This window comes from Acidovorax bellezanensis, assembly GCF_025421555.1.
Lineage (GTDB): Bacteria > Pseudomonadota > Gammaproteobacteria > Burkholderiales > Burkholderiaceae_C > Comamonas > Comamonas bellezanensis.
This window is the reverse complement of sequence record NZ_JAODYH010000001.1, coordinates 231,444-254,439: the sequence shown is the minus strand read 5'-3', so window position 1 is coordinate 254,439 and position 22,996 is coordinate 231,444. Positions and strand designations below refer to the sequence as shown.

Below are 22,996 nucleotides of genomic sequence, written 5' to 3'. Positions count from 1 at the left end.
GGATACACCCTAAACGCAAGGAAGCAAGCAAGTATGAAGCCGATCTGGATAGTAGATGACGACCCCTCGATCCGCTTCGTTCTGGAGAAAGCGCTGGCCAGGGAGAACCTGCCTACGCGCAGCTTTACCCATCCGCGCGAAGTGCTTGATGCCCTGGCCGACGCCGATGCCAGCGATGCCGCACGCCTGCCGCCGCAGGTGCTGATCAGCGACATCCGCATGCCCGGCGGCTCGGGCCTGCAATTGCTGGAGCAGGTGCGTGCCCAGCAGCCCGGCTTGCCGGTGATCATCATGACGGCCTACTCCGATCTGGACAGCGCCGTTTCGGCCTTTCAGCGCGGCGCTTTCGAATACCTGGCCAAGCCTTTCGACCTGCCCAAGGCGGTGGAGTTGATCCGCCGCGCCGTCGAGGAAAGCCAGCGCGAGGAAATCATTGAAGAGCAACAGCCCCTGCAGGCCGAAATGCTGGGCCAGGCACCGGCCATGCAGGACGTGTTCCGCGCCATCGGCCGGCTGAGTCAAAGCCAGGTCACGGTGCTGATCACGGGCGAGTCGGGTTCGGGCAAGGAGCTGGTGGCGCGCGCGCTGCACAAGCACTCGCCGGTGTCGGGCGGCCCGTTCGTGGCCATCAACACCGCGGCCATCCCCAAGGACTTGCTGGAAAGCGAGCTGTTCGGCCACGAGCGCGGCGCGTTCACCGGTGCGCAGACCCAGCGCCGCGGACGCTTCGAGCAGGCCGATGGCGGCACCTTGTTTCTCGATGAAATCGGCGACATGCCGTTTGACCTGCAGACCCGGCTGCTGCGCGTGCTGTCCGACGGACATTTCTACCGCGTGGGCGGTCATGCGCCGGTCAAATCGAAAGTACGGGTGATTGCCGCGACCCACCAGGATCTGGAGCTGCGCGTGCGTGCGGGCGCCTTTCGCGAGGATTTGTTCCACCGCCTGAACGTGATCCGGCTGCGCCTGCCGGCCTTGCGCGAGCGCAAGGAAGACGTGTCCATGCTGGCGCGTCACTTTCTGCAGCAAAGCGCGCGCCAGCTGGGCGTGGAGCCCAAACGCATCGCCGAGTCGGCCTTGCAGCGGCTGGAGGAATTTTCCTTTCCCGGCAATGTGCGCCAGTTGGAGAACATTTGCCACTGGCTGACGGTGATGGCGCCGGCGCAGCAGATTTCCGTCAAGGACCTGCCGCCCGAAGTGCTGCAGGAGCACCCCGGAGCAGCGATCAGCAGCGTGGTGCCGTTGACGGAGGCGGTCCCGCCCGTGAGCGTCGAGAGCGGGTTTGGCGAGCCGGTGATGGCCGCGGCCGGCGGGGTCGAGCCGCAGGCCGCTTCCAGCGCCGATGAACTGCTGGCGGGGGCGGCAATGCTCACCTGGGAGCCGTTGATGAACGTCCAGGCACGCGCACTGCTCGAAAGCGGCCAGACCGATGTCTGGGACGTGCTCAGCCGCCGTTTCGAGTCGCACCTGATCCGCACGGCCTTGCTGGTCACCCATGGCCGCCGCATGGAGGCCGCGCAACGCCTGGGCATAGGGCGCAACACCATCACCCGCAAGATCCAGGAGCTGGGTCTGGACGTCAGCGAAGAGCATTGACCGGCAGGTGACGGCGCGGGCCCACGTCGTCTCTTGTCCTACGTCCTGGCGTCGGCCTCGCTGACCTGCGCACTCCATGCAGAGGATGACAATTGGATGAAATTGTCTACGGAGTGTGTTTTCATGCCTGACCCCCGGATTGCTGATGCTTCTTCCCGGCCGCGCGCAGAACGGCGCTGGCGCTGGGGGCGGGCTTGGCACCGACCCACCGCCACGGCATGCGCGCCCGGCATCGAAAGCCGGCCTGCGTCGCCAAGCCAGAGCGCCTTGCAGGACAGCTTCTGGCACAACCACTACCACCTCGAACCCTACTACGTGAACGGCCGCGGTTACGACCAGTACCGGCCCGCCTACGAGCTGGGTTGGACGGCTGCCGAGAAATACCCCGGTGACTTTGCCTCCATCACCCCTTTGCTGGAAGCCCAATGGGGGCGGGTCAGCGGCGCGAGCCTGCTGGACTGGCGTCAGGTGGTCGGTGCGGCCCATGCGGCCTGGGAACGTGTGCGCAGTGCCGAGCCGGCAGCGGCTTTGCCGCGGCCGCAGTTGCTGGCCGTGGTCCAGGGGCTGCAGCGCCTGAACCTGCAGACCGTGAAAAGCCTGCAGATCGCTGCCGCGCAAACGCCGCAAGGCCTGTTGCAGCAGGTGCTGGGACGCCACGGCCAGGATTTCGAATCCGCCTCACGCGAGTTGACGCGCGAATTCACCCTGGAGTCGACGGCGGCCGGCGGGCGCTCGTTTGCGGGCTCCCTGCTGCGCGGCTGGGAGGCGATCAAGGCCGCCATGGGTCCGCACACCGACCAAAGCCTGCTCGACGCCAGCGAGGAGGCCGAAAGAATCCTGCTGCTGGCCTATGGCGTGGCCTTGCGCGAAAGCCTGCCCGAGGCCGCGCACTCCCTGCTGCAACGCCAGGCCATGGCGGTGCAGCGCAGCATCGAAGCTTTGCACTGGCTGCGCACTTGCATGCCGGGGGGAATCTAAGCCCCCCTGAGCCGCTGCGCGCCAGGCTCACCGGCGGCGGGTGGCGCAAAGCGCCATGGATAACTGACTCGGCTTTCAGTCCAGGGTCACCACCACGGGCGTATGGTCGCTGGGCTGGGGGTTCTTGCGCGGCGCGCGGTCGATGGTGCAGGCGCTGACGCTGGGCTTGAGGGCGTCGCTGACCAGGATGTGGTCGATGCGCAGGCCGCGGTTCTTCTGAAAACCCAGCATGCGGTAATCCCACCAGGAAAAGCTTTTCTCGGGCTGCTCGAACATGCGGAACGCGTCGGTCATGCCCAGCTCCAGCAAGTCGCGGAAATGCTGGCGTTCCTCGGTCGTGTGGTGGATGGTTTCGCGCAGGCCTTCGGGGTCGAACGAGTCGCGGTCTTCGGGCGCGACGTTGAAGTCACCGACCAGCACCAGCCGCTCGTTGGCGGCCAGTTCCTGGCGCACCCATTCGCGCAGCGCTTCCAGCCAGCGCATCTTGTAGGCAAATTTCTCGCTGCCCGGTTCCTGGCCGTTGACGAAGTAGCCGTTGATCAGGCGCAGCGGGCCCGTAGGGGTGTCCAGCGTGGCGGCGATGATGCGCGCCTGCGGATCTTCCAGGTCCGGGATATTGCGCACCACGTCGCGCGCCGGCGTGCGGCTCAGAATGGCCACGCCGTTATAGGTTTTCTGTCCATGGGTGACCGCGTGGTAGCCCGCCTCCTGCAAGGCCAGCAGGGGGAACTTGTCGTCGGTGAGCTTGAGCTCCTGCAAGGCCAGTGCATCGACCGGGTTGGCTTGCAGCCAGTCGAGCACCTGGGGCAGGCGCACGGTGAGGGAGTTGACGTTCCAGGTGGCAATTTTCATTTTTGGGAAATCCTCAGCAGAGTCAGTAGCTTGCGGCGTGGGTCTTGTCCGGTGGACTCGCCATGTGGCGAGCCGCAATTCAAGGCCTTGCCGCGACGGTCTATGCAGCATTTTGCGACAGCCGGCCTTGGAGGCGCTTCTCAAGGCTTTGGGCGGTGATACCGTTCGCTTGCCTGCGTTGACTCGCACCCGCTGTTTGCCGCACGCAGGGTGAGGAACGCAGCCGCCAGGGCGGCGGTGGGTGAGGCGTATGGGGCGGGGGGAAAGCCCCCGGTCGGGGGGGGGGGGGCAGGGCGATGGCCGTGAACCGCGCGGGATCGTGCCGCGCCGGTGTATCAGGCGCGTGAGCGCAGCAGCAGCTCCATGGCGTTTGCCATGGGGGCGTGGGCCGAATCCTCGGCCTTGGATTCTGCGGCGGTCTCGGCTTGGGTCAGCTGAGCTTGCCATTCCTCAACGGCGTTGACGAAGCGTTCCACCGCCGCGCCCAAGCGGGTGTCATCCATGGGCATCCAGTGCAAGGCATGGGTCAGCACCGCATGGGGCGGTTGGTCTCCGGACAGGCTGAGGGTGGCGCCCGAGGTTTGCTGCCAGAAGAGATTGGCCTGCAGCAGTTTTTCGTAGAAGGCCGGGCTGCTCCCGGGGACCGGACCGAGGTCCGCGTACAGCCAGAGTTCGTCTTCGGTCTCTCGGTACTGCAGGCTGACGACCATGCGCTGGTCCAGTTCCAGCGCGCAGCCTCCGTCTGCGTCCATCTGAAGCTGGCTGAGCCCCATGCGCTGACCCAGTTCGTGCAACAGTGCCTGCAGGCGTTCCGGTGTGTTCATGTGTGCTGCTTTTCGTTCAAGGTAGTCAGTTCCGCGTCGATGCGGCTGAGCATCTGCGCAGGCGGTTGCCAGCGGATTTCCGCGGTTTCGGGCGGGTGGACCCAGGCCCAGCGTGGCTCGGAGAAGCGGGTGAGCACCACCAGCAGCTTTTGCTGTGGCGCCAGGCGGCCTTGCTGCCGGAGTTCGGCCAGCCGCTGTGGCAAGGGTCGGGCCCAGGCCAGCACGCGCTCGATTTCGGCGCGGGCGCTGTCCACGTCGGTGTAGACGCCCCCCCAGGGCAACTGGACGAACAGCGCCAGCGGGCCGCTCACCAGGTAGTAGTGAAACGCCCAGCTCTGGCTGCCGTGGCCATCCATGGCCAGCACGGCGTAATCGCCAGGGTTCGCGGCGCTCAGCAGTTCGGTCACATACGCCTCCAGCGTATAGGGCGGAGCCACGAGCTCTCCGGTGGAATAGATGCCGGGAGCGCGCTCGCGCAATTGCGCGGCCAACTCGGGCGGCAGTGCGGGGAGGCTGAGGCCTTCGGTGCGCAGGAACGCTTCGGCTTGGTTCAGGTCGATGTTCATGGAATATGTCTCAATGGGGGCTGTCGCTCAGAAGACGAGATCGGCGTTGTCCGCGTCCCGTGCAAAGTAGCTGTTGCTACTATTGAGAAGGGATCTTCTGTCACTTTGCTTATTCCACTCAGAGGGCGTGATGACTCGCCCTCTGCGTTCCAGCTGGTCCACGTGATTGTGCAGAGACTGCAGGCGCATGTGGGCCGCGTCCACTTCGGCCGGACTCAGCTTGTCGTTCAGCAGGGCGCTCAGGCGTTGCCGTGTGATGCTGCGAAGGGCTGCTGCCATGTCGGTATCGATCAGCCCGGGCATTAGCGTGCCGCGGAAGCCATCGCGACGCCTACCCGTGCCATGGCAGATGTCGTTGCCGTGCAGGGTGTTCCTGCCGAAGCATTGGTCGTTGTCTATGCCCGAAACCTTGACCTTGGTTTGGCCTTTTTCATCTTTTTGCACGTCGATGAAGTAGTTGTTGCCATGCCGATCTCCTTGTCCGACCAGGTGATCGAGCAACTGCAGCTTGGTGATCTCGCGCCGCACTTCGGGATTCGCGTAGTGGTCGCGGGGAGTGTCGCATGCGGTGTTCCCCGGAGCGCGACCCATCACCAGTCCGAGCTGCAACTCCTGCGTCTCTGGGTCCTGGCGGGCGCCGATCCGGCAGTCCACCACCACATCGAAACCGAGGGCGCGGGCCACATCCTGGGTGGCCAGATTGCGGTTGGCGATCTGCGGGTGCGTCAAGTCGATGCCGATCATATGGGCTACCCAGCCGTCTTCCGTGTTGTTCAGCGGTTTGAAGACGCCTTTGACGACACCATCAGACCCGATGTATCGCGCCATGAAGACTTCGTTGAAAGCGCCTGCACCCAAGCGCGACATATGGCCCAGGCGCTGCTCGTCGGTGTGCTGGGTGACGATGGTCTGGTGAGTGATAGGGATGCCCAGGCGCCGGTATTCCGCACCGCCTTCTGGGCCCAGCCCGCTGAGTTCCAGCAAAAGGATCTCGTTCTCGCTGAATCCGCTTTCTTCAATCTCGGCTTTTTTCTCGGGCGTGAGGTGATTCAATTTGTCCATCAGGCTGATGGCACGCTCGGAGTCCAGCAGCTCGCGTGCATCCGATGCCTGGTTGGGCAGCAAGCCCTTGGCCATCAGGCGATCCATGTCCTTCAGTGAAACGCCTTCGCGGGCGAAGGCCAGTGCATGTGACAGATCGGCCCCTTCAGGCAGTTTTCCACCATTTTTCAGCTCATCGAGCAGGCCTTGCAGCACCTGGCGTTCGATGGGAATCTGATCGCGCAGGTCATTGAGGGTCTCGGTGTGTGGATCGTCTTTGTGGTCGCCGCTGTTGGTGTGGATATAGCGTTGTGTGGAGATTTCCAGCTTGTTCAGCAAAGCCATCGCCTGCTTGGCCAGGCCAATGTCGCTTCGTGCGCCTGCGTCCTTTGCGGCGCCGGCGGCGTGGTAGCTTTCCAGGTTGGCGAGAAATTTCAGATAGCCCTGGGGCTGCCGTCGTTTGTTCTCCAATGTTTCCGGCGCAGCCTGGTCCAGCTTCAAACCCTTGTCCATCAAGCCGGCCATCTCCTTGAGGGACACCCCTGCGTGGGAGAAAGCCAGCGCATGCAACAAGCTCGCCCCCTGGGGCAGGGCGCCACCTTGCAATTCCGTGGCCAGATTTGTCAGCGCGACCTGTTCGTTGGCGATCAGCTTGCGCAGCTCCCGCATGACTCCCGTGCGAAGGTAGTTGCCGTCGCTACCCTGGCCATACCGATCCACCATCTTGGCCAGCTCGTCCAGGCGGGTCTTCGCCTTTTGGGCTGTCCCCGTCAGGCACGCTTCATGGTAGGCCTTGAGCCCTGTGAGCGTTTTTTGATAGTGGACCGATGACTTGTCGCTGCGAAAAAGATTCATGAACCGTTCAAGCAGGGAGTAGCTTTTGGCAGGGCCGCCGTAGGCGATGACCTGGCCCATCGAGGGAAGCCCCCTGGCCTTGGCGACTTCGCCAGCGTTTCCGGTGGAGATGTGCACTTGAGTGGTGGAGGGCAGGGCTCCGTAGCGGGCCTGCCGCACCAGCGAGGGGGCAGCGCTCGCCGGCCGCGCCTGGCGCTGCTCCAGAGAAGTGGGGGCGGCGGACGCCGTTGGTTCCGCCGGCGCGGGGGTGATGCTCTGCGCTTGAGCCCGCACCTGTACCTGGCGCCCTTGAAATTTTCCTTTCACCGCTTCGGACGCAGACGCCGACGGAGCGTTCAGTATTCCCATCAGAAAACTGTCTTGATTCACGATGATTGCGGTCACAGCGGTTCCTTGCGCAGTGCTTTGGGGGAAGATCGTTGGGGGTTAGTAACGCCAGCGCGCCGAGCGTTCCATGGCGTCCAGGGAGGGGCCGAAAACAATGCCGCGCAATGCGCCCCATGGATGACTCCACGTCATCCGTCCGGTGAAAATTCATCCGTTGTCAGATCCTGTGCCGCGACCTTTAATGCCTGGAAAGAGCCTGATTCATATCACTATTTTCAGAAATAAAGCTCGTCTAGGAGATCTAATGCACAGTGGTTCCTCTCTCTTGCTGGTGTTGCTTGCCGCCATCTTGTTGATCGTTTTTCTCATCGTCAAAGTGCGCGTCCACGCCTTTCTGGCCTTGATCGCAGCGTCCTTTGTGGTGGGTGTCGGATCCGGCATGCCGCTGCTGCAAATTGCCGCTTCGTTTGAAAAAGGGGTGGGCGGCACCCTGGGTTTCCTGGCCGCCATCATTGGCCTGGGCGGCATCCTCGGCAAGATGCTGGAAGAGTCCGGCGGGGCCGAGCGCATCGCCCAGACGCTGTTGAACGCATTGGGCAAGGAGCGCGCCTCCTGGGCCATGATGCTGGTCGGCTTCATTGCCGGCATACCGGTGTTCTTCGAGGTGGGCTTTGTTCTGCTCATTCCGCTGATCTATGTCGTGGCGAAGGAGACCCGGATCAACCTGCTGTACCTGGGCGTGCCCCTGGCCGTGTCCTTGATGGCCGTGCATTGCATGCTGCCCCCACACCCCGCGGCCATGGCCATCACCGGCATGCTGGGTGCCGATGTGGGCAAGGTCATCGTCTACGGCCTGATCGTGGCCTTGCCCACGGCCATCATTGCCGGGCCGCTGTGGATCAAGCTGGTGTGCAAGCCCCAGGCGCCGGCCGCGCAAGAGGCTTTTCTGGACGAGCATTGCGAGAACCGCGAGAGCCGGGATCTGCCCAGCCTGGGCCTGACGCTGCTGACCATCCTGTTGCCTTTGCTGTTGATGGTGGGCAAAAGCTTCGCCGCCAGCCTGCCCCCGGACTCCGCGGCGTTTCGCGTGGTGTCGTTTCTGGGAACGCCGCTGATCGCGCTGTCCATCGCCGTGCTGTTCGCCTATTGGGCGCTGGGCCTGCGCCGCGGCCTGTCCATGGCCGACCTGCTCAAGCACACGCAGAAAAGCTTTCCTCCGCTGGCCGGGATCTTGCTGATCATCGGGGCCGGCGGCGCGTTCAACGGCATCCTGATCGACAGCGGCGTGGGCACGGCGCTGGCCGGCTCGCTGGCGCAATTCAATATGAACCCCATCATCCTGGCCTGGCTGGTGGCCGGGCTGATGCACTTCGCCGTCGGCTCGGCCACGGTGGCCATGATCAGCGCCGCCGGCATGGTGGCGCCTATGCTGGGAGCGCACCCCACGGTGAGCAAGGAAATCATTGCGATCGCCATCGGTGCCGGCGCCATCGGCTGGACCCATGTGACGGATTCGGCGTTCTGGGTGGTCAAGGAATACCTGGGCGTCTCCTTGGCCGACGCCTTGAAGAAGTTCACTTCGGCCACCGTGCTGGCTTCGTGTGTCGCGCTGGCGTTGACGCTGCTGCTGTCGCGCGTTGTTTGATTCCACCGTCTTAATAGAAGAAACCCATCATGATTTCAGGAAAAACACTTGAAGGCTGGTATGCCAGCCACCCCTTGATTCGCGACCTGGTCGCGCTGCAGGAAACCAGCTGGTTCAATCCCGCGGTGGCGCCGGTGGCGCAAGCCCTGGGCGATGTGGGCTTGACCGCCGCCGACGTGGCCGATGCCAGCGCGCGACTGGCGCGCTTTGCGTCCTACCTCCAGCGCGCATTCCCGGAAACCGCGGGCAGCAAGGGCATCATCGAGTCGGACATTCAGCCATTGCTGCAGCTGTCGCCCTTGCTGGCCGAGCGCTACGGCCAGGCGCTGCAAGGCGCGCTGTGGCTCAAGCGGGACAGCCATCTGCCGATCTCCGGCTCCATCAAGGCGCGCGGCGGCATCTATGAAGTGCTCAAGCATGCCGAAGACCTGGCGCTGGCGGGTGGTCTGCTGGCGCTGGACGATGACTATGCCGTGCTGGACAGCGACCGGGCCCGGGCCTTTTTCGGCCAATACAAGATCGCGGTCGGCTCGACCGGCAACCTGGGCATGTCGATCGGCATCATGGGCGCGGCGCTGGGATTCCAGGTGACGGTGCACATGTCCGCGGATGCGCGGCAATGGAAGAAGGACAGGCTGCGCTCACATGGCGTCACGGTCGTGGAGTACGCCTCGGATTACAGCGTCGCCGTGGAGCAAGGCCGCAAGCAGGCCGAGGCCGATCCCACCTGCCATTTCGTCGATGACGAGAACTCGGTCAACCTGTTCCTGGGCTACTCGGTCGCTGCCGAGCGGCTCAAAGGGCAGTTGACGCAAGCGGGCATTGCCGTCGATGCACAGCATCCCTTGTTTGTCTACCTGCCCTGCGGCGTCGGTGGCGCGCCGGGCGGCGTGGCGTTCGGCTTGAAGCTGGCTTTCGGCGATGCCGTGCACTGCATCTTCGCCGAGCCCACGCACTCGCCGTGCATGTTCCTGGGCGTCTATACCGGGCTGCACGACAAGATCTCCGTGCAGGATTTCGGCATAGACAATGTGACGGCGGCCGATGGACTGGCTGTCGGACGCGCTTCGGGCTTTGTCGGACAGGCCATGCAGCGTCTGCTCGACGGTTTCTACACCGTCAGCGATGAAGAGCTGTACTGCCTGCTGGCGCTGATGGAGCGCAGCGAAGGTCTGCGCCTGGAGCCGTCCGCGCTGGCCGGCGTGCCGGGCATCGCCAGAGTCCATGCGGACCGGGGCTATCAGGCCCGTGCGGGCCTGGACAGCCAGACCATGGCAAACGCCACCCACCTGGTCTGGGCCACGGGCGGCAACATGGTGCCGGCGGACGAGATGCAGGCCTACCTCGCCAAGGGGCGCCAATTGCTGGAGAATGCTGCAGGCTAGGCCGCACGCGGTGCACATGCGCGGCGGCGGCTGAAGGAAAACTGTCGTGCTCAATCTTCCTCCCCGTATCAGCTCCAGGCTCAACAGCAGCCAGTTCGCGAACCTGCATACCTTTTTGGTGGCGGCGCGCCATCTGAGCTTCACGCGCGCGGCGCAGGAGCTGTGTCTGACCGCCAGCGCCGTGAGCCACCGCATCAGTCGGCTGGAAGCGGCCTTGGACATCAAGCTGTTCCTGCGCCTGACCCGGCAGGTCGGTCTGACGGAGGAGGGCGAACGCATCTTCAACATCTTGCAGGATGCCATGGGCGAGTTGTCGGACGCCCTGGAGCAATCCTCGCAAGTGGAAGTGGCTGGCGCCATCGCACTCTATGTCCGGCCCTCGGTGGCTCAATGCTGGCTGGTTCCCCGACTGGCGGACTTTTTTGAGCGCTACCCCCTGGTCTCGCTGGATCTGCGGGTAGGCAATGACAATGTCGACTTCCGCACCCGGAAAATCGACCTGGCGCTGTATTACGCCAATGGCGAATTTCCCGGGCTGACGAGTTATCGCCTGATGCGCGAACGGCTGGCGCCAGTGTGCAGCCCCGCCTACGCGCAGCGCCACCGGCTGCACGAAAATCCCGAGAACCTGCGGCATTGCACCCTGTTGCATGACTCCCTGGCCTGGGACCATGCGGCCTATGACGCGGAGTGGATGCTCTGGGCAGAGCAACACCATATGCTGGCCATGTTGCCCAAGCGCAGCCTGACTTTCGATCGCTCCGATCTGAGCGTGACGGCGGCCATGAACCACGCAGGCATCGCCATCGGCCGCGAGCGGCTGGTGCAAAAGCGGGTGGATCGTGGCGAGCTGGTCCTGCCTTTCGCCGGCTTTCGCCGCTCAGGCCATTACGACTATTACCTGGTGCATCCGCCGCTGGCGGCCATTCCCAAGCGCTTGCAGGTGTTCATGAACTGGCTGCACGAGTGCGCAGGTCCATCGACGGGCAAGGACGATGGCCGGCTCGAGATGTGAGGCGGCTGCGGGCAGGTCTGGTCACCCCCCGCCTCAGCTCAGCGGGCCTTTGCCGCGTGAAACAACGCCGGCGTGGCTTTGTACATTTCGGGGAATAACTTCTGCAGCTCGGCGATCTTGGGCAAGTCGTTGATCGCTATATAGGGCTGGTTCGGGTGCTGCGTCAGATAGTCCTGGTGGTAGTCCTCGGCCAGATAAAAGGGCTTGGACAGCTCCACCGTGGTGGCCAGCGGTTTGCCGTAGGTCTTGGCCTGGTTGAGCTGGGCGATGTAGTCTTTGGCGATGCGCGCCTGTTCGGCGTTTTCCGCGAACACGGTCGAGCGGTACTGCGTGCCGCTATCGGGGCCCTGGCGGTTGAGTTCGGTCGGGTCGTGCGCCACCGAGAAATAGATTTGCAGCAGCCGGCCGTAGCTGATCTGCTGCGGGTCGTAGCTGATGCGCACCGCTTCGGCATGGCCGGTACGGCCTGAACCGACGGCATCGTAGTGCGCTGTCCTGGCATCGCCGCCGGCATAGCCCGAGGCGGCGTTGCTCACGCCCTTGACGTGCTGGAACACGCCTTGCACGCCCCAGAAGCAGCCGCCGGCGAACACCGCGGTCTCGGTCTTGGCGGTGCTGGCCGCGGTGCTGTCGGTCGCGGGCGCCGGCACGCGCCGGGAAGCTTCCGCGGCCGAAGGCGCGGCATAGCCGAGCAGCGCCGCGGCGGCCAGGGCGGCGGCGGTCAGTGCGAAGGATTTCATGGTGCTTGCTTTCGAAAGGTGTCGATTCTGGAGCGGGGCCATGGCGTGGCAGGAGCGTCCTGCCCGCCATGCTCCCCCGTGCTTACTTGGACATGGCGTCCTTGCCCATGGCGTCTTTCTTCATCCCGTCCTTGGCCATGGAGTCCTTCTTCATGCTGTCCTTGCCCATGGCATCTTTCTTCATGCCGTCCTTGGCCATGGAGTCCTTCTTCATGCCGTACTTGGACATGGAGTCCTTCTTCACGCCGCCTTTGGACATCGAATCCTTGGCCATGCCGTCCTTCGCCATCCCATCCTTGGCCATGTCGTCCGCGGCAAAAGCCGAGGCGCCGGCGAAGGCGAGGCAGGTGGCGAGCAGGGTTGCGGTGAGCTTGTTCATTTGTAGCCTTTCAGTGGAGAGTCGGTTGTCGAAATCGGCACGGTTCCTGGGAACGGGGCCTCGCGCTTTCTTTGGCCGTCGAGGGGCGCAGCCCCTCAGCTGCCTCCGAACCAGTTGTAGCCCTGGTCTTCCCAGTAGCCACCCGGATAGGTGTTGGTGACGAACATCGCCATGATGTGTTTGGGGTTCTTGTAGCCCAGCTTGGTCGGCATGCGCAGCTTCATCGGAAAGCCGTACTTGGGCGGCAGCGGCTGCCCGTCATAGGTCAGCGTCAGCAGCGTCTGCGGGTGCAGCGCGGTGGCCATGTCTATGCTGGTGTAGTAGTCATCGGCGCACTTGAAACCTACGTACTTGGCGCTGGTGTCGGCGCCGATGTGGCGCAGGAAGTCGGCAAAACGCACGCCGCCCCACTTGCCGATGGCGCTCCAGCCTTCGACGCAGATATGCCGGGTGATCTGGTCCGTCTGCGGCATGGCGCGCAGCTCGGTCAGCGTCCAGGCATGCCGGTCGGCGACCATGCCGGTCACTTCCAGGCGGTAGCCGGCTTCGTCGACGATGCGCACTTCGTCTTCGCCGTAGTAGGCATTGAAGGGAAAGGGGCGCGTGATCTCGGCGTCGGTATAGGTCGGTGCCAGCTGCGTCGGGCTGAAGATCAGGCCTTGCACCTTGTCGTTGAAGCGCGAGATCTTGAGCAGCGCGGATTCGACCTGGCTGTTGTCGCTGAGGCTGCAACCGGTCAGCAGCGACAGGCCGCCGAGCGTGAGCGAACGCTGCAAGAAGGCGCGGCGAGCGGGCTGGGCCAGCTGTTTGCCGATCAGCGAACGGGCTTCGCGCAGCACGGCGTCGCCGTCGATATCGAGCAGGGTGTGGGCTTTGTGGATTTTCATCATGCTTTGGGCGCGCGGCCGTGGATCATCGTGAGCAGGGTTCTGGGCACCAGGGCCACCATCACCAGGTGCACGACAAGAAAGGCGACGATGGCGGCCATGGCGCAGAAGTGGATGCGGCGCGCAAACTCGTAGCCGCCCAGCAATTCGCGCAGCAGGGGAAACTGCACCGACTTCCACAGCACCAGGCCCGACAGCACGAGCACGATCAGGTCGAGCATGACGAACAGATAGGCCAGTTTCTGCACGTGGTTGTAGCGGCGTGGGTCGGAGTGCGCGAGCTTGCCTTGGAGGGCGGCCCGCAGGTCGTGCAGCACGCCTTGCGGTGTGAGCGGGAAGAACTTGCGGGCCAGCCGGCCGCTGGCGATGTTGAGCGTGAGGTACAACAGGCCGTTGAACACCAGCAGCCACATCGCGGCGAAATGCCACTGCAGCGCACCGCCGAGCCAGCCGCCCAGCGTGATGCCCGCCGGGATGGAGAACGGGAAGAAGGGCGATGCGTCGTAGATGCGCCAGCCGCTCATCACCAGGATGACCACGGCCAAGGCATTGAGCCAGTGCGTGATACGCATCCACAGCGGGTGAATCGGCCGACGATCAGCCGGATCGGCGGGAGGGGCGATGAGAGTGCTGTTCATGGCTGAATTCTTGAGCGCAGCCCATGGCGGATGTATCACGCAAAGTTCAATTAATTGTGATAACTCTCCAGCGCGTATCGCGAGAAAATGCAGCCCATGGACTCCACCAAGCGCGTACTGATCGTCGAAGACGATCTCCACATTGCAGAGCTGTTGCGCATGCATCTGCGCGATGAAGGCTATGTGGTCGAGCACGCCGCCGACGGCCATGCGGGCCTGCGCGAACTGGAGCGCGGCCAATGGGATGCGCTGGTGCTCGATCTGATGCTGCCGGGCGTCGACGGCCTGGAGATTTGTCGCCGCGCCCGGGCCATGGCCCGCTACACGCCCATCATCATCATCAGTGCCCGTTCCAGCGAAGTGCACCGCATCCTCGGCCTGGAGCTGGGCGCCGACGACTACCTGGCCAAGCCTTTCTCGGTGCTGGAACTGGTGGCCCGCGTCAAGGCGCTGCTGCGGCGTACCGACGCGCTGGCGCGCAATGCGCGCATGGAGTTGGGGAGTCTCTCGCTGGGCGAGATCGACATCGAGCCGCAGGCGCGTGAAGTGCGCGTCGCGGGCAAGTCCATAGAGCTCACGCCACGCGAGTTCGACCTGCTGTATTTCTTCGCCCGCAACCCCGGCAAAGTGTTCTCACGGCTGGACCTGCTCAACCATGTCTGGGGCTACAGCCACGACGGCTACGAGCACACGGTCAATACGCACATCAACCGGCTGCGCATCAAGATCGAAGCCGACCCGGCGCAGCCGCGCCACATTCTCACCGTGTGGGGGCATGGCTACAAGCTGTCGGCCGCGGCCGGCGGGGAGGCCGCACCATGATGGCCTGGGCCAGCTTGTCGCGGCGGCTGTCGGCCGTGTTCGCCGTGCTGTTGCTGGTGTGCTGCGGCGCGTCGGTCTGGCTGCAGGTGCGCGCCACCGGCAAGCATGAGCAGGAAGTCATTCAGCGCCTGTCCAGCGGCCTGGCGGCGCACATCGCCGAGAACGCCGAACTGATGCAGCCAGGCGGTCTCAACCAGGCCGCGGTGAAGGAGTTGTTCGACAAGCTCATGGCCGTCAATCCCAGCGTGGAGGTCTACCTGCTGGGGCTGGACGGCCGCATAGCGGCCCAGGCCGCACCGCCCGGTCACCTCAAGCGCGACCGCGTGGATCTGGGGCCGGTGCGCGCCTTGCTGGACGGCAAACCCTTGCCCATTCTGGGAGACGATCCACGCAGTCCGTACGCTTCCAAGGTGTTCAGCGCGGCCCCGCTGCGCATGGGCGGGCGCGACGCCGGCTATGTCTATGTGGTGCTCCAGGGCGAAGACCACGATGCGCTGGTGGCCCACACGGCGACCGACAACGTGCTGCGCACCACGCTGGGCTTGATGGGCCTGGTGGCGTTGCTGGGGCTGATTGCAGGTCTGGCGGCCTTTCGCCTCATCACCCGGCCGCTGCGCGAGCTCACAGCCGCGGTCAAGCGCTTCGAAACCGAAGGCGTTTCGCTGGAAAGCGAACTGCCCAGACTGGAGCGTCTGTCGCAGGGCCGTGACGAGATCGCGCAACTGGGCCAGGCGTTTACCCAGATGACGCGCCGCATCGCCGAGCAATGGCGCGAGCTGAGCTTGCAGGACCAGCAGCGGCGCGAACTGTTCGCCAATATCTCGCACGACCTGCGCACGCCCCTGACCTCGCTGCATGGCTATCTGGAAACCCTGCTGCTCAAGGCCGGCACGCTGGACGAGGCGGAGCGGCGGCGCTACCTGGAAATCGCCCTGGGCCAGAGCCGCAAGGTGGGCCGGCTCGCGCAGGAGGTGTTCGAGTTGGCGCGGCTTGAATACGGCGTGGTCAAGCCGGAGAAAGAGCGCTTCGCGCTGGCCGATCTGGTGCAGGACGTGTTCCAGAAATTCGAGCTGGCGGCGGAAGCGCGCCGCCAGCGGCTCACGCCCGATATCGCGCCGGGCCTGCCGGTGGTGTCGGCCGATCTGGGCATGATTGAGCGGGTGCTGACCAACCTGCTCGACAACGCCATCCGCCACACGCCCGTGGGCGGTGAAATCGTGGTGCAGTTGCGAGCCCAGAACGCGGGTGTGGCGGTGCAGGTGAGCGACACCGGGGGCGGTATTCCGGGGGCGCTGCAGAAGTCGCTGTTCATGCGCCCGGTGTTCATGAGCGGCTCGCGCACCGACAGCGCCAGCAGCGGTGGGCTGGGCCTGGTGATCGTCCAGCGCATACTGCAATTGCACGGCAGCGAGATCCAGTTGGTGCAGCTGCCTGACAAGGGCGCGGTGTTTCGCTTTCAGCTGTCTGGCGCCGAAGGCGCTTGAGCGCCCGGATTCTTCAGCCCGAGATCACCGACGCCAGCTCGACCGCGCAGGCCAGCAGCGTGGCGGCCGCCACTGCGGCGATGGCATGCGCCGATGGCGCTATGGGGCCCTGGCCGCGCAGCAGGTGGCGCCGGCGCCAGGCCGCGTAGAAGATGATGGCGCCCGAGGCCAGCAGCAACACAAAGCCCAGCACCGTGATGGGCGCCTGGTGGCTGGTCCAGCCCGTGCGCAGGGCCAGCAGCGCATTGACCAGCATCGCCAGTCCGGTACGGCTCCAGGCCAAGGCCGTGCGTTCGGGTTGCAGGCCGGGGTCCCGCGCCTGCGCGCCGGGGTTCATGCCTGCACCATCAGCAGGAACACCAGCACGGCCGAGAGGACCAACGTGACCGCCGAGATCAGCGGAATGGCCAGCGTGCCCGGCAATTTGCGGGCATGGCGCATGGCGACTTCATTGGCGCGCCAGCGCACATAGGCCAGGCCGCACAGCGCGGTTGCCAGCATGCCCAGAACGACGGCCAGCGCCACGACCACCAGGTGCGGACCGAGCTTGGTGGAGAACTGGTCCAGCAGCACCCCGCCGGCCAGCAACGCCAGGGCGGTGCGTATCCAGGCGAGAAAGGTGCGTTCATTGGCCAGCGAGAAACGGTAATCGGGCTCCGTTCCCTCCTGCCGCCATTGGGGTTCGCGCAGCGTGCGTTTTTTCTTGGGAGAGGGGGTCTCTTTCACAGCAGCCTCGTTGGTTCCAGACGCTCTCTGCGCGGTGCGGACGGAGCGTATGGAGGGTGGGATTCAGATGGGTCGCTGTCGATTCTATGACCGCTGACCCACGTTCACACCACGCCTTGCGCCTTGAGCGACGCCAGCTCCTCGGCGCCCACGTCGAATTCGGCAAAGACCTGGGCGTTGTGCTCGCCCACGTCGGGCCCGGTGCGCGGAATGGCCATGTGACGCCCCAGCACCCGCGGAACAATGCAGGGTGCGGGCAGGCTGCCGTATAGCGGGTCGGGCAGGCGCACGATGGCTTCGCGGGCCATGAACTGCGGATCGGTCTGTATATCTTCTATGGTGTAGACCTTGCTGAACGGCACGCCGGCCGCTTCCAGCGTGCGCTCTATGTCTGCGTAAGAGTGGGCCGAAAACCAGTCCGACAAGGCGCTGTCGAGGGCCTGCAGGTTTTGCACACGGTGCGGATTGGTGTCGAAGCGCGGGTCGCTGGCCCAGCCAGGCTGGCCCATGGCCGTGACCAGGCGCGCAAAGATGGCATTCGACGAGGCCACGACGGTGAAATACACCTGCTCGCGGCTCGCATACATATTGCTGGGCGCCGTATAGCTGGCGCAATTGCCTTCGGGCTGGCGCACCAGGCCCAGCTGCTCATGCTCCACGGGCAAGGGGTCGAGCAGGCGAAACAGCGCTTCGGTGGCCGACAGGTCCACTTCCACGCCTTGGGCCTGCGGGTCGCCGCGCAGGCGCGCGATTTCCGCGGCAATGGAGAAGGCTGCAAACAGGCCGGCCACTGCATCGCCCACGGGGAAATTGGAGTGCAGCGGCGAGCCGCCTTTCTCGCCGGTGAGGCTGGTGAATCCGCTCTTGGCCTCGAAGATGCGCGCAAAGCCCGGGCGCAGGCGGTCCGGCCCGGTCTGGCCGAAGCCCGTCAGCCGCAGTATGACCAGGCGCGGATTGGCGGCGAACAGCGTGGCCGCATCCAGGCCCCAGCGGTCCATGGTGCCGGTGCGGAAGTTCTCGACCAGCACATCGAACTTCGGCAGCATCTGCAGCAGCAGTTCGCGCCCCCGGGCCTGGCGCACGTCCAGCGAAATGCCGCGCTTGCCGCGGTTGGCCACTTTCCACCACAGGGCCGTGCCGTCCTTCACCGGCTGCAGGCCGCGCAAGGTGTCGCTGCCATCGGGCAGCTCCAGCTTCACCACGTCGGCGCCGTGATCCGCGCACAAGGTGGCGCCAAAGGGCGCGGCCAGGACCGTGGCCATGTCAAGAATGCGCACGCCTGACAAGGCGCCGCCGCTACTGCTGCTGGGGCTAGGGTTCAACTGAAGATCTCCGTGGTGCAAGGGTTGCGTACACGGAGTTTTGCCAGAGCGGCTTGCATCCCACAATGGGCATTTCGCACAGCGAAATCGCGTGCACGTTTCGTTGACTTCCCACCAGGCGAAAACCATCATGCCCTCCAACACATCCAAGCCACGCACCATGTCTCCCATCCACTTGCCCGGTCTGGTCAATCCGCACGATCTGAGCGCCGACCGCCAGTTCGCCATGAATCTGGCGCGCGGCATGGAAGTGCTGCGCGCGTTCACGCTGGCCGAGCCGCTGCTGGGCAACCGCGAGATCTCCGAGCGCACCGGCCTGCCCAGACCGACGGTCTCGCGGCTGACCTACACGCTCACCTTGCTGGGCTATCTGAGCCGGGTGGACAAGCTGCAGAAATACCGCCTGGGCTCGGGTGTTCTGTCGCTGGGCTATCCCTTGCTGGCCAGCATGAGCGTGCGCCAGATCGCGCGGCCCATCATGGAAACAGTGGCGCAGGCCACGGGGTGCAGCGTCAACCTCGGGATGCGCGATCGCACCCATGTCGTTTACGTGGAGTCCGTCCGGGCGGACAAGGGAAATGCGCATCTGCCCGACATCGGAACGACCCGCCCGCTGCTGCAAAGCGCCATCGGCTTTGCGCTCATTCTTGCGGCCCCGCCCGCGGAAAGCGCCGCCATCCTCAACTACCTGAAAGTGCACGACCAGGCAATGTTCGAGGGCTCTCGGGATGCCTTCGAGAAGGCCCGGCAGCTGTTCGCCGCCGAGGGCTGCTGCCATGTTGCCGGCGACTGGCACAAGGACATCAATGCCGTGGCCGTGCCCATTGCCTGCGTTCCGGGAGAACCCGCGCTGGCCATGAATTGCACGCTGTATGCGCATCGCAATGCGAGTGAGAAATTGCTGCACGAAGTCGTGCCGCTGCTCAAGAAAGCCGTCAGAGAACTGGAGCTTGCGCAGGGCCTGAGGTAGGCGGTTGTTCATCGATCAGGAGACAAAAACATGAAGCGTTTTCAACAGGCCATCGCCGCGGTGATGGGCGTCACGGCCCTGTGCATGGCCGCGACGGCAGCGGCGCAGGACGGCTTTCCGAAAAAGCCGATCCGCATCCTTGTTCCCTATCCCGCGGGCGGCGTGGTGGACTCGATCGCACGCATCGTCGGGGACAAGCTGGCGCACCAGTACGGCCAGCCGGTGATCGTGGAGAACAAGCCCGGTGCGGGGGGGGCTATAGGCACGGAATACGTGGCCAAGTCGGCGGCCGACGGCTACACCTTGCTGATGGTGTCCCCTTCGTATGCCGTCGCGCCTTTGCTGCAGAAAAGCATCACCTGGGATCCGGTGCGCGATTTCAAAGGCATTGCCGGGTTCGGCGTCATCCCGAACGTGATCGTGGTGCACCCCGGCTTCGCTGCAAAAAGCATGGCGGAACTGGTCGACATCGCGAAGAAGGGCGCGGCGCCGCCCACCTACGCGAGCTCCGGCCTGGGCACTTCGTCGCATCTGACCGGAGAGCTGCTGGCACAGTCGGCGCGCATCCCCTTGACGCATGTGCCCTACAAGGGGCAGCCGGAAGCGATCAGCGATCTGCTGGCGGGGCGCGTCGACATGATGCCCATGTCCACCTCGCTGGCACTGCCGCACATCAACGCCGGCAAGCTGCGTCCTCTTGCGGTCACGACCGGGGCACGGTCCACGGCCTTGCCCCTCACGCCCACGGTCGCCGAGGCCGCCAGGCTGCCGGGATTCGAAGTCGGTACCTGGCTGGCGCTGGTCGCGCCCAGGCGCACGCCCGAGCCCGTGCTGCAAAAGCTTTCCACGGACGTCGCGCAGGCCCTGGCCTTGCCGGACGTGAAGAAGAAATTCCAGACGCTGGCGCTGGAAGGTGCGCCCCAGACAGGGCCGGAGTTCGACCGCTTCCTGTCCCAAGAAGTCGTCAGATGGAGTGCGGTGGTGAAACAGGCTGGGATCCAGCCGAATCAAGGAAACTGAAAATGAGCGAATCAACAGCAGCAGCGCGCCTGTTCGGCGAACATTTCCTGCAAGGCCTCACGACCGAGGAGTTGCAAATGGTGGAGCGCGTGCGCCGTCTCACCAGGGAGGTGATAGGTCCCAAGGCCGCGGAGGTGGCGAAAGAGGACGTTTTTGCCTGGGACACTTTCCGCCTGCTGGCACGCGAAGGCGTGGTCGCAACGGCGTTTCCCAAGGCCTATGGCGGCACGGATGCGCGCCAGGTGCTGCGCATCCGCGTGATCGAGGAACTGGCCCGGGTCTGCAGCACTTCGGCCTCCCTGATCACCGGCACCGACCTTTCCACACGGGCCATTGCGGCAGGGGCCTCAGACGATTTCAAGTCGCGCCTTCTGCCAGGCTTGTGCTCCGGTGAACTCCAGGCGGCGTTTGCGCTGACCGAGCCCAGCGCGGGTTCCGACGTGCGCGGGCTGGAAACCGTCATTCGCCGCGAGGGCGACCACTACATCGTGGACGGTCGCAAGAAGTTCATCACGCGCGCAACCACGGCCGACTGGTTCGCGGTCGTGGGGCGCGCGGCGCATGATCCCTCGGTCTTCATCGCCGTGCTGGTGCCCAGGGATGCCCCGGGGTTCGACATCAGTCCGGAGGTGGGTAAGCTCGGCTGGTATGGCGTGCCCATCTCCTCCCTGGAATTCCGGGGGGTCAGCGTGCCGGTGAGCCACCGGCTGGGCGCGGAAGGCGATGGCTTTCATCTGGCGCAGGACGCACTGCTCAGGGCCCGTATCGGCCATGCCGCCATGGCGCTGGGGCGCGCGATCGGCGCCGTGGAAATTGCCGCCACCTACATGGTGGACCGCCAGCTGTTCGGCAAGTCGCTGGGCGAGCACCAGGGCGCGCAGTGGATGCTGGCGGAAATGATCGTGCAGATTGAGGCGGCACGCGCGCTGCTGGCGCTGACGGCCGAGAAATACGATCGCGGCGATGCCGACGTGGCCATCTTTGCCTCCATGGCGAAGCTGCAGGCCACGGACCTGTGCATGAAAGTGGTCACCGACGCGCTGCAGCTCACTGGCGGGCGCGGCTACCTGCAGGACTTTCCGCTGGAGCGCTTCTTCCGCGACGCCAAGCTCAACCAGATCGGTGAAGGCTCCAGCGAAGTGCACAAGACCGTGATCGGCCGCGATGCCGTGCGCCGCAGTCGCTCCGCGGAGCGCAACCCCTGTCTGCACGCGGGGTCGCTGGTGGATTACTGAGCGCGCGGCGCCGGCCATCCGCCAAAGAAGGCCGGCAAACGAGCCCGCGATGGGCGATCGGTGAAATGGACTTTTGCCACGGCTGGATCATCTAGTATTCTTTGTCTCGCCGCGTTGCCCGCAATAGCGGGGAACATGCAGTCAAGCCAACGTCCAACGGTCCACTTTCAGCAGAGGATTTCCATGAGCTTCCAATACCCCGATACGCGTCTATTGATCAACAACGCATGGCAGGATGCAGCCGATGGCCGGACCATCGACGTGCTCAATCCTGCGACCGGCACGGTGATCGGCCGCGTGGCGCATGCCGGCGTGAAAGACCTGGACCTGGCCCTGGCCGCGGCGCAAAAAGGCTTTGAAATCTGGCGTGCCACGTCCTCCGTGGAGCGCCAGCGCATCATGCGCGCAGCCGCCGCGCTGCTGCGCGAGCGCGCGGATGCGATCGCCCACATCATGACCGTGGAGCAGGGCAAGCCGTTGGCCGAAGCGCGCGGCGAAGCGCTGAGCTGCGCGAACATGATCGAATGGTTTGCCGACGAAGGCCGGCGCGTCTACGGCCGCATCGTGCCCGGCGCCAACCCCGCCAGCCACCAGATGGTGCTCAAGCAGCCCATCGGACCCGTTGCCGCCTTCACGCCCTGGAATTTCCCGCTCAACCAGGTCGCCCGCAAGATCGGCCCGGCGCTGGCCACGGGCTGTTCCTTCCTGTGCAAGGCCCCCGAAGATACGCCGGCCTCGCCCGCCGCCTTCCTGCAGTGCTTTGTCGACGCCGGCGTGCCGCCCGGCGTGGTGGGTCTGGTGTATGGCAATCCGGCCGAAATCTCCGACTACCTGATCGCCCACCCGGTGATCCGCTTCGTCACGTTCACCGGCTCCACGGCCGTGGGCAAGCTGCTGGCCGCCAAGGCCGGCGCGCACATGAAGAAGGTGGTGATGGAGCTGGGCGGCCACGCGCCGGTGATCGTCGCCGAAGATGCCGATGTGGAACTCGCGGCCAAGTCCATCGGCGTGGCCAAGTACCGCAATGCGGGCCAGATCTGCATCGCGCCTACGCGCTTTCTGGTGCATGAATCCCTGGCCAAGGATTTCCAGAATGCCTATGTTGCCTACTCGGAAAGCCTCAAGGTCGGCGACGGCCTCTCGGCCGACACCAAGCTCGGACCGCTGGTCAACGAGCGCCGTCTGCAGGCCATGGAAACCATCATGGCCGACATCAAGGCCAAGGGCGGCGAGGTGGTGACCGGCGGCCACCGCATCGGCGACGTCGGCAACTTCTTCGCGCCCACGCTGGTGGTCAACCCGCCCATGGACTCCATGCTGTTCAACGAGGAGCCGTTCGGCCCCATCGCCGGCCTGCGCACTTTCCGTCAGCTGGACGACGCCATTGCCGAAGCCAACCGCCTGAGCTACGGCCTGTCGGCCTATGCCTTCACCAAGTCGTTCAAGAACGTGCAGACCCTGGCCGATCGCGTGGAAACCGGCATGCTGTGGATCAACCAGCCCGCGACGCCTTCGGCTGAACTGCCGTTCGGCGGCATCAAGGATTCCGGCCTGGGCAGCGAAGGCGGCCACGAAGCGCTGGAAGAGCACCTGATCAGCAAGGCCGTGGCGGTGACCGGCGTCTGACGATCGCAGCGCCCCCATGGGGCGTTGAGAACCAAAGCCTGGGCCATGGCCCAGGCTTTTTTC

22 protein-coding genes are annotated in these 22,996 nt (G+C 64.8%); 11 read left to right on the top strand and 11 right to left on the bottom strand.

Annotated features, from left to right (window positions below):
* Nucleotides 1-33: 33 nt before the first annotated feature.
* Entirely contained in the window at nt 34-1,596 is a 1,563-nt protein-coding gene (ntrC, locus tag N0K08_RS01105; RefSeq protein ID WP_261498146.1) for a nitrogen regulation protein NR(I), read from the top strand.
* Nucleotides 1,597-1,863: 267 nt separating this feature from the next.
* Nucleotides 1,864-2,574 (top strand): PA2169 family four-helix-bundle protein, encoded by a 711-nt coding sequence (locus N0K08_RS01100; protein WP_261498145.1) that lies wholly within the window; start codon nt 1,864-1,866, stop codon nt 2,572-2,574.
* Between the two features lie 75 nt (nt 2,575-2,649).
* Here N0K08_RS01100 and xth read toward each other — a convergent pair whose 3' ends face one another.
* The 4 genes from xth to N0K08_RS01080 all read right to left on the bottom strand — a co-directional run bounded on the left by xth (nt 2,650) and on the right by N0K08_RS01080 (nt 7,096).
* Complete coding sequence (xth, locus tag N0K08_RS01095) at nt 2,650-3,426, bottom strand: exodeoxyribonuclease III (RefSeq protein ID WP_261498144.1); 777 nt, start codon at nt 3,424-3,426, stop codon at nt 2,650-2,652.
* Nucleotides 3,427-3,761: 335 nt separating this feature from the next.
* On the bottom strand, nt 3,762-4,250 hold the full coding sequence (locus N0K08_RS01090; protein WP_261498143.1) for a type III secretion system chaperone: 489 nt from the start codon (nt 4,248-4,250) through the stop codon (nt 3,762-3,764).
* A complete protein-coding gene (locus tag N0K08_RS01085) occupies nt 4,247-4,816 on the bottom strand; it encodes a hypothetical protein (RefSeq protein WP_261498142.1) in 570 nt (189 codons plus the stop codon). Before N0K08_RS01085 ends, N0K08_RS01090 begins: the two co-directional genes overlap by 4 nt.
* A 27-nt stretch (nt 4,817-4,843) precedes the next feature.
* Nucleotides 4,844-7,096: a hypothetical protein gene (locus N0K08_RS01080; RefSeq protein ID WP_261498141.1), complete on the bottom strand. Its 2,253-nt coding sequence runs from the start codon at nt 7,094-7,096 to the stop codon at nt 4,844-4,846.
* Nucleotides 7,097-7,343: 247 nt separating this feature from the next.
* Here N0K08_RS01080 and N0K08_RS01075 point away from each other — a divergent pair, with 247 nt between their 5' ends.
* The 3 genes from N0K08_RS01075 to dsdC are packed head-to-tail and all read left to right on the top strand — an operon-like array spanning nt 7,344 to nt 11,084.
* Nucleotides 7,344-8,684: a GntP family permease gene (locus N0K08_RS01075; RefSeq protein WP_261498140.1), complete on the top strand. Its 1,341-nt coding sequence runs from the start codon at nt 7,344-7,346 to the stop codon at nt 8,682-8,684.
* Between the two features lie 29 nt (nt 8,685-8,713).
* The gene (dsdA, locus tag N0K08_RS01070; RefSeq protein ID WP_261498139.1) at nt 8,714-10,069 is read left to right on the top strand and encodes a D-serine ammonia-lyase; all 1,356 of its coding nucleotides are present in this window, start codon (nt 8,714-8,716) and stop codon (nt 10,067-10,069) included.
* Nucleotides 10,070-10,115: 46 nt separating this feature from the next.
* Nucleotides 10,116-11,084 (top strand): DNA-binding transcriptional regulator DsdC, encoded by a 969-nt coding sequence (dsdC, locus tag N0K08_RS01065; RefSeq protein WP_261498138.1) that lies wholly within the window; start codon nt 10,116-10,118, stop codon nt 11,082-11,084.
* 38 nt (nt 11,085-11,122) lie between these two features.
* On the opposite strand, the gene msrA is transcribed toward dsdC, so the two are convergent.
* The 4 genes from msrA to N0K08_RS01045 all read right to left on the bottom strand — a co-directional run bounded on the left by msrA (nt 11,123) and on the right by N0K08_RS01045 (nt 13,728).
* Nucleotides 11,123-11,824, bottom strand: coding sequence for a peptide-methionine (S)-S-oxide reductase MsrA (gene msrA, locus N0K08_RS01060; RefSeq protein ID WP_261498137.1), 702 nt, complete (start codon nt 11,822-11,824; stop codon nt 11,123-11,125).
* A gap of 82 nt (nt 11,825-11,906) precedes the next feature.
* The gene (locus tag N0K08_RS01055; protein WP_261498136.1) at nt 11,907-12,203 is read right to left on the bottom strand and encodes a pentapeptide MXKDX repeat protein; all 297 of its coding nucleotides are present in this window, start codon (nt 12,201-12,203) and stop codon (nt 11,907-11,909) included.
* Between the two features lie 95 nt (nt 12,204-12,298).
* Nucleotides 12,299-13,090, bottom strand: coding sequence for a molybdopterin-binding protein (locus N0K08_RS01050; RefSeq protein ID WP_261498135.1), 792 nt, complete (start codon nt 13,088-13,090; stop codon nt 12,299-12,301).
* Complete coding sequence (locus tag N0K08_RS01045) at nt 13,090-13,728, bottom strand: cytochrome b/b6 domain-containing protein (protein WP_261498134.1); 639 nt, start codon at nt 13,726-13,728, stop codon at nt 13,090-13,092. Before N0K08_RS01045 ends, N0K08_RS01050 begins: the two co-directional genes overlap by 1 nt.
* A 96-nt stretch (nt 13,729-13,824) precedes the next feature.
* Here N0K08_RS01045 and N0K08_RS01040 point away from each other — a divergent pair, with 96 nt between their 5' ends.
* Both N0K08_RS01040 and N0K08_RS01035 read left to right on the top strand, forming a co-directional pair.
* Nucleotides 13,825-14,550 carry a response regulator transcription factor gene (locus N0K08_RS01040; RefSeq protein ID WP_261498133.1) on the top strand — a complete coding sequence of 242 codons (726 nt, stop codon included), beginning with the start codon at nt 13,825-13,827 and terminating at the stop codon, nt 14,548-14,550.
* Nucleotides 14,550-16,034 (top strand): sensor histidine kinase, encoded by a 1,485-nt coding sequence (locus tag N0K08_RS01035; RefSeq protein ID WP_261498465.1) that lies wholly within the window; start codon nt 14,550-14,552, stop codon nt 16,032-16,034. The genes N0K08_RS01040 and N0K08_RS01035 overlap by 1 nt, the downstream gene beginning before the upstream one ends.
* Before the next feature lie 13 nt (nt 16,035-16,047).
* Here N0K08_RS01035 and N0K08_RS01030 read toward each other — a convergent pair whose 3' ends face one another.
* The 3 genes from N0K08_RS01030 to N0K08_RS01020 form a co-directional block, all read right to left on the bottom strand.
* On the bottom strand, nt 16,048-16,371 hold the full coding sequence (locus N0K08_RS01030) for a DUF202 domain-containing protein (RefSeq protein WP_261498132.1): 324 nt from the start codon (nt 16,369-16,371) through the stop codon (nt 16,048-16,050).
* Complete coding sequence (locus N0K08_RS01025; RefSeq protein ID WP_315967982.1) at nt 16,368-16,760, bottom strand: YidH family protein; 393 nt, start codon at nt 16,758-16,760, stop codon at nt 16,368-16,370. The genes N0K08_RS01030 and N0K08_RS01025 overlap by 4 nt, the downstream gene beginning before the upstream one ends.
* 104 nt (nt 16,761-16,864) lie before the next feature.
* Nucleotides 16,865-18,082 carry a CaiB/BaiF CoA transferase family protein gene (locus N0K08_RS01020; RefSeq protein ID WP_261498131.1) on the bottom strand — a complete coding sequence of 406 codons (1,218 nt, stop codon included), beginning with the start codon at nt 18,080-18,082 and terminating at the stop codon, nt 16,865-16,867.
* Between the two features lie 160 nt (nt 18,083-18,242).
* Here N0K08_RS01020 and N0K08_RS01015 point away from each other — a divergent pair, with 160 nt between their 5' ends.
* The 4 genes from N0K08_RS01015 (at nt 18,243) to N0K08_RS01000 (ending at nt 22,933) form a co-directional block, all read left to right on the top strand.
* Nucleotides 18,243-19,052 carry an IclR family transcriptional regulator gene (locus N0K08_RS01015; protein WP_261498130.1) on the top strand — a complete coding sequence of 270 codons (810 nt, stop codon included), beginning with the start codon at nt 18,243-18,245 and terminating at the stop codon, nt 19,050-19,052.
* Nucleotides 19,053-19,082: 30 nt separating this feature from the next.
* Nucleotides 19,083-20,072, top strand: coding sequence for a Bug family tripartite tricarboxylate transporter substrate binding protein (locus tag N0K08_RS01010; protein WP_261498129.1), 990 nt, complete (start codon nt 19,083-19,085; stop codon nt 20,070-20,072).
* Between the two features lie 2 nt (nt 20,073-20,074).
* Complete coding sequence (locus N0K08_RS01005; protein ID WP_261498128.1) at nt 20,075-21,307, top strand: acyl-CoA dehydrogenase family protein; 1,233 nt, start codon at nt 20,075-20,077, stop codon at nt 21,305-21,307.
* 183 nt (nt 21,308-21,490) lie between these two features.
* Entirely contained in the window at nt 21,491-22,933 is a 1,443-nt protein-coding gene (locus N0K08_RS01000) for an NAD-dependent succinate-semialdehyde dehydrogenase (protein ID WP_261498127.1), read from the top strand.
* The last annotated feature ends 63 nt before the right edge of the window (nt 22,934-22,996 follow it).

Bases quoted from the DNA above. Each gene is read 5' to 3' on its own strand.
- ntrC (WP_261498146.1), top strand. From the start codon at position 34: ATGAAGCCGATCTGGATAGTAGATGACGACCCCTCGATCCGCTTCGTT.
- xth (WP_261498144.1), bottom strand. From the start codon at position 3,426: ATGAAAATTGCCACCTGGAACGTCAACTCCCTCACCGTGCGCCTGCCC.
- N0K08_RS01090 (WP_261498143.1), bottom strand. From the start codon at position 4,250: ATGAACACACCGGAACGCCTGCAGGCACTGTTGCACGAACTGGGTCAG.
- N0K08_RS01085 (WP_261498142.1), bottom strand. From the start codon at position 4,816: ATGAACATCGACCTGAACCAAGCCGAAGCGTTCCTGCGCACCGAAGGC.
- N0K08_RS01075 (WP_261498140.1), top strand. From the start codon at position 7,344: ATGCACAGTGGTTCCTCTCTCTTGCTGGTGTTGCTTGCCGCCATCTTG.
- dsdA (WP_261498139.1), top strand. From the start codon at position 8,714: ATGATTTCAGGAAAAACACTTGAAGGCTGGTATGCCAGCCACCCCTTG.
- msrA (WP_261498137.1), bottom strand. From the start codon at position 11,824: ATGAAATCCTTCGCACTGACCGCCGCCGCCCTGGCCGCCGCGGCGCTG.
- N0K08_RS01055 (WP_261498136.1), bottom strand. From the start codon at position 12,203: ATGAACAAGCTCACCGCAACCCTGCTCGCCACCTGCCTCGCCTTCGCC.
- N0K08_RS01050 (WP_261498135.1), bottom strand. From the start codon at position 13,090: ATGAAAATCCACAAAGCCCACACCCTGCTCGATATCGACGGCGACGCC.
- N0K08_RS01045 (WP_261498134.1), bottom strand. From the start codon at position 13,728: ATGAACAGCACTCTCATCGCCCCTCCCGCCGATCCGGCTGATCGTCGG.
- N0K08_RS01040 (WP_261498133.1), top strand. From the start codon at position 13,825: ATGGACTCCACCAAGCGCGTACTGATCGTCGAAGACGATCTCCACATT.
- N0K08_RS01035 (WP_261498465.1), top strand. From the start codon at position 14,550: ATGGCCTGGGCCAGCTTGTCGCGGCGGCTGTCGGCCGTGTTCGCCGTG.
- N0K08_RS01030 (WP_261498132.1), bottom strand. From the start codon at position 16,371: ATGAACCCCGGCGCGCAGGCGCGGGACCCCGGCCTGCAACCCGAACGC.
- N0K08_RS01015 (WP_261498130.1), top strand. From the start codon at position 18,243: ATGTCTCCCATCCACTTGCCCGGTCTGGTCAATCCGCACGATCTGAGC.
- N0K08_RS01010 (WP_261498129.1), top strand. From the start codon at position 19,083: ATGAAGCGTTTTCAACAGGCCATCGCCGCGGTGATGGGCGTCACGGCC.
- N0K08_RS01005 (WP_261498128.1), top strand. From the start codon at position 20,075: ATGAGCGAATCAACAGCAGCAGCGCGCCTGTTCGGCGAACATTTCCTG.
- N0K08_RS01000 (WP_261498127.1), top strand. From the start codon at position 21,491: ATGAGCTTCCAATACCCCGATACGCGTCTATTGATCAACAACGCATGG.